Source organism: Candidatus Pelagibacter sp. HIMB1593, from assembly GCF_052047755.1.
Classification (GTDB): Bacteria; Pseudomonadota; Alphaproteobacteria; order Pelagibacterales; family Pelagibacteraceae; genus Pelagibacter.
In genome coordinates, this window is the sequence record NZ_JBNAJK010000001.1 from 815,435 (window position 1) to 827,844 (window position 12,410).

The following is a 12,410-nucleotide window of genomic DNA, read 5'->3' on the forward strand; positions in this document are numbered from 1 at the left end:
GATACTTTAATTAGAATTAGATAAGTAATGGATATTTTATCAAAAAAAGATGATGAAATATATGAGTTGGCCAAACCTATTTGGTTCAACTTGGTAAAATCATCAAACCTTAAAGATTATGGTGGATTTACTAGAGATTTTTCAACTCAGATGCTATTTGGAGCTAATGAGGTAGAGCTTGGAAAACAATGGGCTAATAATAAGCTAATTACAAATCTTCATGAAACGTTCGAGCCTTTTGGATGTCTTAGAAGAGGAGAGCATATAACTGTTCTAATCAAACAGACTAACAAAGAAATACCAGGAGAATTTTTGGGAAGGTTAGTTTTAGGTGTTGAGGATGAAACGGTTAAAGTTTTTGGCGCAACCATCTATTAGAAAAAAATTTCTCTAATATTAAAATAATATTTGACAATTTGTTCTCTGGGTGTATTGACGCACTTAATGCAATTTTCTAACGTAAAAATTTTTAATAAACTAACTAGCTTAAAAGTTTCTTTAATGAAAACAGGTATATTTTTAAGTCTGGCTGCTTATTGGGGAGTTATTATAGTTGGAACTTTTATTACTTTTAACTAAGTTGTTTTTAAACAATTTATTTATTTAAATGGATGTATTTTTACCCATCGCTCAAGTTTTTGTTAATCCAATAGAAATTTTAATTTTAAGCGCGATCGTTGGTGTCCTTTCTGGATTGTTTGGAGTGGGTGGTGGTTTTTTAATGACACCTTTTTTAATTTTTTTAGGCATTCCTCCTGCATACGCAGTTGCAAATGAAGCAAACAATATCCTAGCTACCTCAGTTTCTGGTTCAACAACACATTACTTAAAAAACACTTTAGATTACAAAATGGGTTTAATGATTGTCATTGGTGGGGCGATAGGTACCTCATTAGGAATTTTTACCTTTTCTTATTTTAAAGGTATCGGGAAGATAGATACTGTAATCTCTTTAGCTTACATGTATATTTTAGCAATCATTGGATCTTTAATGTTAGTCGAGAGCCTAGGTGAGATTGATAAAGCTAAAAGAAATATTTTAGTTAAAAAAAAATTACATGTTCATTATTGGATCCATGGTCTTCCTTTAAGAATGAGATTTCCAAAATCAAAATTATATGAAAGTATTTTTACCCCAATAGTTATTGGTTTAGTAGTTGGTTTTATTGCTGCAATAATGGGAATAGGTGGAGCATTTATATTAGTGCCAGCAATGATTTATATAATTAAGATGCCAACTAAACTTGTTCCCGGAACATCGCTTTTTGTTACTATTTTTGTAAGTGTAATTGTTACTTTCCTGCATTCATTTAATTACGGCTCGATTGATTTACTTTTAGTATTTCTACTTGTTATTGGATCAATAATTGGTGTTCAGATTGGACAAAAACTAGGAGAAAAAATTGATAGCTCAGGATTACGAGCATTGATGGCTATTTTGATTTTAGCAGTTGGTATTGCTATTGCTTATGATTCATTTTTTGCAGATCATGATACAAACTCAACAACAACTTCTGTAATTCCTGATTTAAATTTTTTCTCACAATTTATTTTAGATTTTTCTAATGAGATGCCATTCTTTTATGGTTTGTTTTCAATTATGTTTGCAATATTTCTAGGTGTAGCAGCAGCTTTTATAAGAAGATTTTTTTCAAATTTTAAAAAACAAATGTTGATAAAATCTTAATTAAATAAGAAAAGATATAATTCAATAGTCCCTAAACAAACAATCCCAACAGTAGCCATTCCCACAAATCCAACTACAAAAGGTTTGTATCCCATATTTTTTATATCTCTTAAATTAGTAGACATACCAATTGCTGCCATTGCCATTGTTAGGAATATTTTTGATAAAGATTTAATGTTATCTACAGTGCTAAGCCAAATTTCACTATTGTTTATAATAAAAATTTGATCACCAATATTTCGAAAAATAATCATTGCAACAAATCCAAGGACAAAATAGGGAAAAATATTAATTATTGAGTATTTTTTTTCTTTAGATTGGCCTCTATTATAAAGATACGCAAACAAGGGTATCATAATAATCAAAAAGGTATTTCTGATTAGTTTAGTAACTGTTGCTACATTTAAAGTTTCTGGACTATTGAATTGCTGATCATAGATCAATCCAGCAGCTGCTACTTGTGCTGTTTCATGTATAGAAGTTCCTAAAAACAAACCAATTAGAAGTGGTTCACCATTAAAATAAAAATTTGCAAAGTATGGATAGATCAACATTGAGAGAATTCCAAACAAAGTGATGTTCGCAATTGCATAGGATATCTCATTTTTTTTGGCACCAATAACGGGAGCAGTTGCCATGATTGCAGTTGTTCCACATACCGTGCTTCCGATAGAAATTAGATAAGCCATATTTCTAGGAATCTTTAATTTATTGATTAAAAGTTTAATGACTACTAATACACTTACGATACAAATTACTATTAAAGGAATAGCAATTGCACCAAATTCTAGAAACTCAAAAGGTTTTAATTGAATACCTAAGCAAATTATTCCAAGTTTTAAAATATTTTTTTGAGTAAAATCCAAACCTCTTATGAAACTTTCTCTTATTTTAAAAACATTTCCAAAGAACATTCCTAAAAGGATTGCTATCATTGCAGTGGATATAGGACTTTTTTCATATCCGAGTAACTCTGTGCCTATAATATTATTAAAACCTTGCGATAGCGTGTAAAGAACAAACGCAAGTATAATACCAGGTAAAAGTACCAGGTACTTATTTTTAGACATAAACTAGGGTTATTTATTAAGCACTTCTGTAAAGCTTAGTCATTACGAATTCTCTATGACCTAATGCTTCAGCACAAGTTAACCTTCCATTAGCTGTTCTAACAGTTGCTTTAATTAGTTCATCACCAGCTTGATCCAAATTCATTTCTCTAGAAAGTATTTTAGAAACATCGCAGTCGATATGCTCTTTCATGCTGACTGCTGTTAATGGATTAGCTGTTAATTTAACAACCGGCTCAATTGGGTTTCCAATAATATTTCCTTGTCCTGTTGGGAATAAGTGAATATTAAAACCACCAGCGGCTTGCAAAGTAACACATTCTGCTGCAGCTGAAGAAGTATCCATAAAATATAATCCTGGACCTTTTTGTGGTTCTTCAGCAGGTGTTAAAACATCTACGAATTGTCTTGATCCTATTTTTTGAAAATTTCCAAATGCTTTTTCTTCAATTGTAGACAGACCTCCTGCTATATTTCCAGCAGTGGGTTGACTTTCTGATAAATCATCTGTTGCTTCTTTTAAAATGAAATCATTGTATTCATTCCATGTTTTTTTAAACTTCTCTTGTGCTTCTGGAGTTTTACCTCTTTTTTCACAAACAGTTTCAGCACCTGTAAGTTCTGAAGTTTCACCAAAACATAAATGAACTCCTAATGGTTCTAATTTATCCATTAAATTTCCAACTGTTGGATTAGACGCAAGACCTGAAGTAGTGTCAGATTCTCCACATTTTACTGAAATCCAAAGATCACTTATTGGACATTCTTCTCTTTGTTTTTCAGATGCCCACATTGAAAATTCTTGAGCTTTTTTTGAAGCTTTCATGATTGTCTCAATGTCGCCAGCACCTTCAATACTAAAACCTTCAACAGGTTTTCCAGTTTTTGCTACTTCATCAACAATTCTTTTAGTCCATTTAGGCTCAATGCCAATAATTATAGCAGCAGCAACATTTGGATTTTTTGCTGTACCTATCATTGTTCTAAAATGTAACTCTAAATCAGCACCAAACTGTAATCTTCCATACGAGTGAGGTAACGCAATTGTGCCTTTAATATTGTTTGCGACAGCTTCAGCACAAGCATTTGAAATATCATCAACAGGCAAAATGATTACATGATTTCTTGTTCCAGCTCTGCCATTTTCTCTTTTATAACCTAAAAAACTTTTTGGGATTTCCATATTACTACCACTTCTTTGTTTTAACATTGTGAACATGTACGTGTTCACCTTTTTTGATTGATTTGACTACTTTACCAATATCATGACCGTATTTAATAATAGTGTCACCTTCATTTAAATCGCTCATAGCAATTTTGTGTCCTAGAGGAATTTCATCTTCAGATTGAATGTTAACTGTCTTGTCGTTTTCCATGATCCAGCAAGAGCAGTCCTGTTTTGGAGTGATTTTTTCAATAACAACTACTCCTACGTTGTCTTTTTCGTCGTGTATAATGATGTCTGTAGCCATAATGTTGTGTCGAATTGTTTGTTTGAAATTTAGAAAATCTTATATATTAATCGCGAAAATTGACAAACGAATTTTATAAATTCTTAATTATTATACTTTAGAGAGGTTCTAGTCTTATGACAAAAATGACAACAGAAGAAGCTTTTGTAAAAGTTTTACAAATGCACGGTATTGAGCACGCTTTTGGAATTATTGGTTCTGCTTTTATGCCAATATCAGATATTTTTCCTGATGCAGGAATTACTTTTTGGGATGTAGCCCACGAAACAAATGGTGGTTTAATTGCTGATGGTTATACAAGAGCTACAGGTAAAATGTCTATGGTCATTGCACAAAATGGACCAGGAATAACAGGATTAGTAACTCCAATTAAAACTGCATACTGGAACCATACTCCTCTATTGTTGGTAACACCACAAGCTGCAAACAAAACTATGGGCCAAGGTGGTTTTCAAGAAGTTGAACAAATGAACCTGTTTAAAGATATGGTTTGTTATCAAGAAGAAGTTAGAGACCCTTCAAGAATGGCTGAAGTTCTAAATAGAGTAATCGAAAAAGCTATAAGAGGCTCAGCACCTGCGCAAATAAATGTTCCTAGAGATTACTGGACACAAGTAATAGATATAGATCTTCCCCCAATAGTTAGACTTGAGAGACAGGGCGGTGGTTTTGATGCGATTAATAAAGCAGCAGATTTATTATCTAACGCAAAATTTCCTGTAATACTTTCGGGTGCTGGTGTTGTGATTGGTGGAGCTATAGATGCAACTAAAAATCTTGCTGAAAAATTAGATGCACCAGTATGTTCTGGTTATCAACATAACGATAGTTTTCCAGGAAGTCACCCACTAGCAGTAGGACCTTTAGGTTATAATGGTTCTAAAGCTGCAATGGAATTAATTTCAAAAGCAGATGTTGTTTTAGCACTAGGTACAAGATTAAATCCATTTTCAACTTTACCAGGATATGGAATTGATTATTGGCCAAAAAATGCAAACATCATTCAGGTAGATATCAACCCTGATAGAATTGGTTTAACTAAAAAAGTAACTGTCGGAATTAGTGGTGATGCAAAATTAGTTGCAGAGCAAATTTTAGCAAAACTATCTTCAAACGCTGGAGATACTGATAGACAAGCTAGAAAAGATTTAATTCACCAAACAAAATCTGCATGGTTACAAAAACTTTCAAGTTTAGATCATGAAGATGATGATGAGGGAACAGTTTGGAATAAAGAGGCTAGAGAGAGAGATGCAGACAGAATGTCACCAAGACAAGCTTGGAGAGCCATTCAATCTGGAATGCCTGATGACGTAATAATTTCTAGTGATATTGGAAATAACTGTGCAATAGGAAATGCTTATCCTACTTTTGAAAAACCAAGAAAATATTTAGCTCCAGGTTTATTTGGACCTTGCGGTTATGGATTTCCATCTATACTTGGTGCAAAAATTGGTTGCCCTGATACTCCAGTAATTGGTTTTGCAGGTGATGGAGCTTTTGGAATTAGTATGAATGAAATGAGCTCATGCGCTAGGGAAGAATGGCCTGCAATTACAATGGTAATTTTCAGAAATTATCAATGGGGTGCAGAAAAAAGAAATACTACCCTATGGTTTGATAATAATTTTGTTGGAACTGAGTTAGACCCTGAATTAAGTTACGCCAAAGTTGCTGATGCATGTGGTTTAAAAGGTGTAACTGTTAGAACAATGGAAGAGACAACAAATGCAATCAAGCAATCTTGTGAAGATCAAAAGAAAGGAATTACAACGTTTATAGAAGTAATTCTAAACCAAGAGCTTGGAGAACCGTTTAGAAGAGATGCGATGAAGAAACCGGTAAGAGTTGCTGGTATAAACAAAGCTGACATGAAACCTCAAAAATCTTTAAATGGATGATGTTAAAATAGGCTCTAATAGAAGTTTTGGAATTGTATTTTTTGTAGTTTTTTTAATTATAGCAACATATCCATTGATTAAAGGTGATGTGTTAAGGCTATGGTCTTTAATTATATCAATTGTTTTTTTATTTCTTGGATTAGTAAATTCTAAAATTTTAAATCCACTCAATAAACTGTGGTTTAAATTTGGAATTTTTCTCGGAAAAATAATTTCACCATTAGTTATGGGCATTATATTTTTTTTAGTTGTAACACCTATAGGATTACTGATGAGATTGTTAAATAAAGATTTATTGAATTTAAGATTTAACAATAATGGTTCTTATTGGATTGAAAAATGTGAACCAAAAAGTAAAATGAAAAATCAATTCTAACATGAATTTTATAAAAGAATTTTGGGAATTTTTAAAAGTAAGAAAAAAATATTGGTTGTTACCAATAATAATAGTTTTAGTTTTATTTGGTGGATTAATCGTTTTAACTCAGGGTTCGGCTGTAGCTCCATTTATTTATACTATTTTTTAAAGTGAAGTCCATTCTAGGAATATCAGCTTTTTATCATGATAGCGCGGCATGTATAATTAAAAATGGTGAAATCATCGCTGCTGCACAAGAGGAAAGATTTACAAGAAAAAAACATGATCCAAATTATCCTAAAAATGCAATAAATTTTGTTTTAAATTATTCAAATTTAAAATTAAGTGAAGTTGATCAAATAGTTTTTTTTGAAAAACCTTTTTTAAAATTTGAAAGATTATTAGAGACTTATGTTGCTTTTGCTCCAAAAGGATTTGTTTCATTTAGTAAGGCAATGCCATTATGGATTAAAGAAAAACTTTTTCAAAAAAACTTATTGTTTAACAAGTTAAAAGAACATGATGAAAATTTCAAATCAGATGAAAATATTTATTTTTCAGATCATCATTTAAGTCATGCAGCTAGTGCTTTTTTCCCATCTCCATTTGAAGAAGCTGTTGTTTTAACCGCTGATGGTGTGGGAGAGTGGGCAACAACTACAGTGGCTGTTGGTAAAGGAAATGATTTAGAAGTAAAAAAAGAAATACAATTTCCACATTCTTTAGGACTGTTATATTCAGCATTCACTTATTATACTGGCTTCAAAGTAAATAGTGGAGAATATAAGCTCATGGGATTAGCTCCATATGGTTCGCCAATTTATCAAGATAAAATAAAAAAACTTATAGATGTTAAAGATGATGGAACTTTTCGTTTAAATCAAAAATATTTTAATTATGCAACAGGTCTTACCATGACCAATAATAAATTTCATAAATTATTTGGCAAAGAACCTCGTGACCCCAAAAAAGATCAAATAACCCAATTCCATATGGATATCGCTTCTTCTATTCAAAATGTGACAGAAGAAATAATGATCAAACTAGCAAAAGGAATTCGTAATGAATATGGTATTAAAAATTTATGCCTTGCAGGGGGTGTAGCTTTAAATTGTGTAGTTAATGGCAAAATTTTAAAAGAAAAGATTTTTGATAATGTTTGGATACAACCTGCTGCTGGAGATGCAGGAGGTTCGTTGGGTGCTGCTCTTGCACTTTGGTATATTGAACAAGGTAACTCCAGAACTGTTGACAAAAATGATAGTATGAAAGGTTCATATTTAGGCTGCGAGTTTAATCAACAAGAAATCGAAAAAGAACTAGATTTGCTAGGTGCTAATTTTCAAACATTTGATTACGAAAGTTTAATAGAAAAAACGGCAGAATATTTGGCGAATGAGAAAGCTATTGGATGGTTTCAGGGTAGAATGGAATTTGGTCCAAGAGCATTAGGAGGGAGATCTATATTAGGAGATCCAAGATCTGATAAAATGCAAAAAAATCTTAACTTAAAAGTCAAATATAGAGAGAGTTTTAGACCTTTTGCACCATCAATTTTAAGAGAAGACTTATCAAAATGGTTTGATCTCGATGTTGATAGTCCATATATGCTTTTAGTTTCTGATATTAGTGCCGAAAAAAAAATAGAAATGTCAGAACAGCAAAAACAATTATTTGGTATTGATAAATTAAATACTAAAAGATCTGAAATACCAGCTGTTACTCATGTCGATTATTCAGCTAGAATACAAACAGTTACAAAAAATACTAACAAAAGCTATTTTGATTTAATCACAAAGTTTAAAGAAAAAACAGGATGTCCTGTTATTGTAAATACTTCTTTTAATGTAAGAGGTGAACCAATTGTGAATACACCAACAGATGCTTTTAATTGCTTTATGGGAACAGAATTGGATTATTTAGTGATAGGAAATTGTATTTTAAATAAAAAAGATCAAGATCCTAGTTTAAAGAAAGACTATACAAAAGAATTTGAATTAGATTAAATAATCTCTATGCAAGTTCAAAATGATAGCAGTTGTAGTTGGATAAATGATCTTAATCCAAGAACAAACATCAAGTCTCTTCTATCAAACGACGAGTGTGATTGGTTAATAATAGGAGCTGGTTACACAGGTCTGTCTGCTGCAAGAAAATTAGCTCAAATAAATTCAAATTTAAAAATTATACTAGCAGATGCCCAACTAGCAGGTGAAGGTGCTAGTGGAAGAAATTCTGGTTATTTGGTTGATACAACTTTAAACGATGGTTTTACATCAAATAAAGAACTGCAAAATTACAAAAAGAAAGCTGATATTTATTCATTAGGAATAGATGTAGTAAAAAAATTTATTAAAGAACATCAAGTAGATTGTGATTGGAATGAATGTGGTAAATATTTTGCTTCATCAAAAATTGAAGATAAAAAAATTTTAGAAAATTTTTCAAATACATTATCTAAGCTAAGCTTTGAACATAGTTTATTAGGGAACAAAGAGTTGTCTGAAAAATTGGGCACTAGTTTTTATAATATCGGACTTTACACTAAGGGTGGAATTCTACTACATCCAGGAAAATTAGTTAGAGCAATGGTTGATGCTCTTCCTACCAATGTTATTTTGTATGAAAATTCTTGTTTGTTAAATTGGTCTAAAAATAAAGATTTAATTTATTGTAATTTTAAAAACGGAATAATTAAAACAAAAAATATTATTTTTGCTACGAATGGTTTCTTGAAATCACTTGGGATAAAATCAAAATATAACTTTCCCATTACTTTAACTGCGAGCATGACAAGAAGATTATCTGATAAAGAATTTAAATCTATTGGTAAACCAAAAGAATGGGGTGTATTACCAGTAAGGCCAATGGGTGCAACAATTAGAATCACAAAAGATAGAAGAGTTTTGATTAGAAATACAGCTGAAGTACACAATCCATTTGTTATGTCAAATTCTACTCTTAAAAAAAGATCTTTAAATCAGAAAATTGGAATACAAAAAAGATTTCCACAATTACCCAATGATATAATTAAATCATCTTGGTCTGGAATAGTATCAAGAACAAGGAATAGTTCTCAAATATTTGAAAAAATTGATAGTAATATTTTTGCTGCAGGTTGTTACAACGGTTCAGGTATTGGTGTGGGAACTTTATTTGGTGAACAAATTGCTCTTAAAGCAATTAACGAAAGTACAAATGAAATAAAAACAATAGAAGCAAGGAACAAACCTACATGGTTACCTCCGCAACCATTTTTGAATTTAGGAATAAAAACTAGATTAGTTTACGAACGTTTGAGAGCTAAATCAGAAATCTAATTGGTTCTAATTTTTTGATTTATCACAAGAACTGCACCAATGATTAAAATTGGAAGACCCATTATTAAATCATATTGCCATTCTAAATTTTCAAATATTGTTGAAATAATTAATGCTAATACGGGCATTACAACACCAACATAACCAGCTCTTCCAGGTCCAACTTTTTCAAGTAACTTTAAATAAGATATAAAAGCAAATATTGAACCAAAAATTGAAAGATAAAGCAGTGAAGAGATGTAGCTAAAACTAGTTTCAAATAATAATTCAGCTCCTCTAAATTTTGTAATTATCAGTGTAACAATTGAACCATAAAACATAGCATATGCTATTGTTTGTATTGGAGGAAAATCATGGTTTAAGTTTCTTTGGTGAACCATATTACCTGTTGATGCACTAAATGTTCCAATCAAAGCTAGAAACAATCCTATATGGGTTCCTTCGCTGAAACTAAAATTGAAAATTTCATCATTGAAAATGATCAAAATACCCACCATACCAATTGAAGCTCCAATTAAAGTTTTTATAGAAGGCTTCTTTTTAAAATAGAAGGTTTCCCCAACTATATTCATTATTACTACAGTGGAAAATACAATTGCTGGAAAAGCACTAATCAAATAAGTGTTAGACAAATAGAAAAAAACATAATTTACCGAATACAAACAAACTCCAAAAAACAAAAACCAAAAATGTTGATTAATTGAAAATTGTAATTTTTCTTTTTTAATTATTAAAAAAATAAAAATTATAAATGAAGCTATTAAAAATCTATAAAATACAGATACAAGTGGATCAACATAGCCTAATTGAAATTTAATCAGATACCAGGTGGGTGACCAACAAAAAAGAGTGATTATAAAAAGAATAAAATTATTCATGATTAATTAATTTTTACACACGTATTCTATGAATAAAATTATCCTTATGATTATAATATTATGAAATAACTGCTCTTACAGATCCAAGTTTATCAATTTTTGCTGTATATGTTCCTTTTTTTATAATAGGCACAACCCCAACTGTGGATCCTGTAAAAACATAAAAATCTTTGTCTAAATTAATTTTATCTTTTTTAACTTTATTTAAAACAAATCTTAATGAATTTATTGGATTTACATAAACAGCATTTGTGTTTCCATCTACACTTTGCTTAGCTTTTTTATTTGAAATATTTGTTTTTAAATTACCTATGTTAATTTTTTTAAATTTTTTCTTTTGACCAATCAAAAATTTAATATTACCTCCAAAGTCACTACTTAAATCTCCAAAAGAAGTAATACCTTTTCTTTTTTGCCTATATCCAACTACTTCGATACAGGGTGCCATGTGTGAAATATATTTAGTTACGTTACTATTAGTGATCTTAACTTTTGAAGTAAAAAAAGTTTTTTTGATTAAATAACAAACTTCAAGTTCAATCCCTAAAGCATATTTATTTATTTTTACTTTCTTTCCACTTTTTATTAAGTTTTTTTTGAAAACAGATGCAATAAAAGGCTCTTTTTCTTTTAATTTTTTCATTAACGGAATGCCAGTTCCACCAGCTTTAAAACCTATTGTTGGATCTTTTATTTTGCTTTCACATAATTTTCTAAATTTGTCTGCCTCAGTAAGTTTTTTTGTAAATCTACTAGGTATAGGAGAGATAATTTTATTATTAAGAAAAGCATTAACTAATTTATCTGAAATTTTATCTTTAAGTGTTTTTGTCATAAGAATTTTTAATTTATTTTTTTGATGTTTGATTAATAACAAATATTCCTGAAGTTGTAATTATTATTGCGCCTATAATAGTAAATAAATCTGGAACATCATCATAGAAGAAAAATCCAAAAATTATTGCCCAAAAAATTAAAGTATAATGAAATGGTTGTATTATGCTAGCTCTTGCATTTTTAAGTGCTAATATTTGGAAGTATATACCTAATGAAAAAAATAAACCAATTGGCACAAAGAAATATAAAGAATTAAGATTTACAGGTTGCCAAAAATTAAATGCCATTATTGAGGTTATAATAATCCCAACTAAAGAAGAGTAGAACAAGGATACTTCAGGAGCATCATATTCAGTTATTTTTTTTGTTGCGATTTGATAAAGACCCAGAAAAAAAGCTGCTAGCAACGGAATAAAAGAATTTACACTAAATACATCAGACGCTGGTCTAATAATTATCAAAACTCCAATAAAACCTATAAAGATTGCTATCCAAGTTTTGATTGATACTCTCTCATTTAAAATAAATACAGATAAGGCAACTATAATTATAGGTGCTAGTGCACCTATGCTATGAGCGTTCGCTAAAGACAGGTGTTTAAAAGATAAAACAAAAAAACCAGATTCTAAAATAGATAATAGACTTCTTATAATTTGAAGTTTTAAATTATTAGATCTATAAAAATTATTATTGTTAGCTCTTTTTGCTTCTATCAAGCCCAACAAAAGCACAAAAGTATATTTGATAAATAATAATTGAAATATAGAGTAATGAATAACCGCAGTTTTCTGAATTGCATCAAGAATTGAAAATGAAAAGTAAGCAATTATTGCAAAAATAATTCCTAGGGTTTCTCTTGATTTAAATTTCATTTTTTTTGTTTTAAT

The 12,410-nt window shown here is 30.3% G+C and carries 14 protein-coding genes; 8 read left to right on the top strand and 6 right to left on the bottom strand.

From position 1 onward, the window contains the following. Positions 1-27 precede the first annotated feature (27 nt). The 3 genes from ACTTA0_RS04235 (at position 28) to ACTTA0_RS04245 (ending at position 1,687) form a co-directional block, all read left to right on the top strand. Positions 28-378 (top strand): hypothetical protein, encoded by a 351-nt coding sequence (locus tag ACTTA0_RS04235; RefSeq protein WP_440676213.1) that lies wholly within the window; start codon positions 28-30, stop codon positions 376-378. Positions 379-444: 66 nt separating this feature from the next. Continuing rightward, the gene (locus ACTTA0_RS04240) at positions 445-579 is read left to right on the top strand and encodes a hypothetical protein (protein ID WP_262589346.1); all 135 of its coding nucleotides are present in this window, start codon (positions 445-447) and stop codon (positions 577-579) included. Positions 580-607: 28 nt separating this feature from the next. Then, complete coding sequence (locus ACTTA0_RS04245) at positions 608-1,687, top strand: TSUP family transporter (protein WP_440676214.1); 1,080 nt, start codon at positions 608-610, stop codon at positions 1,685-1,687. On the opposite strand, the gene ACTTA0_RS04250 is transcribed toward ACTTA0_RS04245, so the two are convergent. The 3 genes from ACTTA0_RS04250 to ACTTA0_RS04260 are packed head-to-tail and all read right to left on the bottom strand — an operon-like array spanning position 1,684 to position 4,229. Continuing rightward, complete coding sequence (locus ACTTA0_RS04250) at positions 1,684-2,757, bottom strand: YeiH family protein (protein WP_440676215.1); 1,074 nt, start codon at positions 2,755-2,757, stop codon at positions 1,684-1,686. The genes ACTTA0_RS04245 and ACTTA0_RS04250 overlap by 4 nt on opposite strands. Positions 2,758-2,773: 16 nt before the next feature. Further along, entirely contained in the window at positions 2,774-3,940 is a 1,167-nt protein-coding gene (locus ACTTA0_RS04255; protein WP_440676216.1) for a UxaA family hydrolase, read from the bottom strand. Between the two features lie 4 nt (positions 3,941-3,944). After that, the gene (locus tag ACTTA0_RS04260; protein WP_075506614.1) at positions 3,945-4,229 is read right to left on the bottom strand and encodes a UxaA family hydrolase; all 285 of its coding nucleotides are present in this window, start codon (positions 4,227-4,229) and stop codon (positions 3,945-3,947) included. A gap of 116 nt (positions 4,230-4,345) precedes the next feature. Here ACTTA0_RS04260 and xsc point away from each other — a divergent pair, with 116 nt between their 5' ends. The 5 genes from xsc to ACTTA0_RS04285 are packed head-to-tail and all read left to right on the top strand — an operon-like array spanning position 4,346 to position 9,808. Next, the gene (gene xsc / locus ACTTA0_RS04265) at positions 4,346-6,130 is read left to right on the top strand and encodes a sulfoacetaldehyde acetyltransferase (protein WP_440676217.1); all 1,785 of its coding nucleotides are present in this window, start codon (positions 4,346-4,348) and stop codon (positions 6,128-6,130) included. Further along, a complete protein-coding gene (locus tag ACTTA0_RS04270) occupies positions 6,123-6,506 on the top strand; it encodes an SxtJ family membrane protein (protein WP_440676218.1) in 384 nt (127 codons plus the stop codon). The genes xsc and ACTTA0_RS04270 overlap by 8 nt, the downstream gene beginning before the upstream one ends. Before the next feature lies 1 nt (position 6,507). Then, positions 6,508-6,657, top strand: coding sequence for a DUF5989 family protein (locus ACTTA0_RS04275; protein WP_440676219.1), 150 nt, complete (start codon positions 6,508-6,510; stop codon positions 6,655-6,657). Between the two features lies 1 nt (position 6,658). Next, a complete protein-coding gene (locus ACTTA0_RS04280; protein ID WP_440676220.1) occupies positions 6,659-8,494 on the top strand; it encodes a carbamoyltransferase family protein in 1,836 nt (611 codons plus the stop codon). A 9-nt stretch (positions 8,495-8,503) separates the two neighbouring features. Further along, a complete protein-coding gene (locus ACTTA0_RS04285; protein ID WP_440676221.1) occupies positions 8,504-9,808 on the top strand; it encodes an NAD(P)/FAD-dependent oxidoreductase in 1,305 nt (434 codons plus the stop codon). Here the strand turns inward: ACTTA0_RS04285 and ACTTA0_RS04290 are convergent. From ACTTA0_RS04290 to ACTTA0_RS04300, 3 genes are read right to left on the bottom strand one after another with little or no spacing between them, the layout of a single operon-like run. Beyond that, a complete protein-coding gene (locus tag ACTTA0_RS04290) occupies positions 9,805-10,686 on the bottom strand; it encodes a DMT family transporter (RefSeq protein ID WP_440676222.1) in 882 nt (293 codons plus the stop codon). The two genes, ACTTA0_RS04285 and ACTTA0_RS04290, sit on opposite strands and share 4 nt — an antisense overlap. A 58-nt stretch (positions 10,687-10,744) precedes the next feature. Next, the gene (locus ACTTA0_RS04295; RefSeq protein WP_440676223.1) at positions 10,745-11,521 is read right to left on the bottom strand and encodes a fumarylacetoacetate hydrolase; all 777 of its coding nucleotides are present in this window, start codon (positions 11,519-11,521) and stop codon (positions 10,745-10,747) included. Between the two features lie 13 nt (positions 11,522-11,534). Further along, positions 11,535-12,395: a DMT family transporter gene (locus tag ACTTA0_RS04300; RefSeq protein WP_440676224.1), complete on the bottom strand. Its 861-nt coding sequence runs from the start codon at positions 12,393-12,395 to the stop codon at positions 11,535-11,537. Positions 12,396-12,410: the final 15 nt, after the last annotated feature.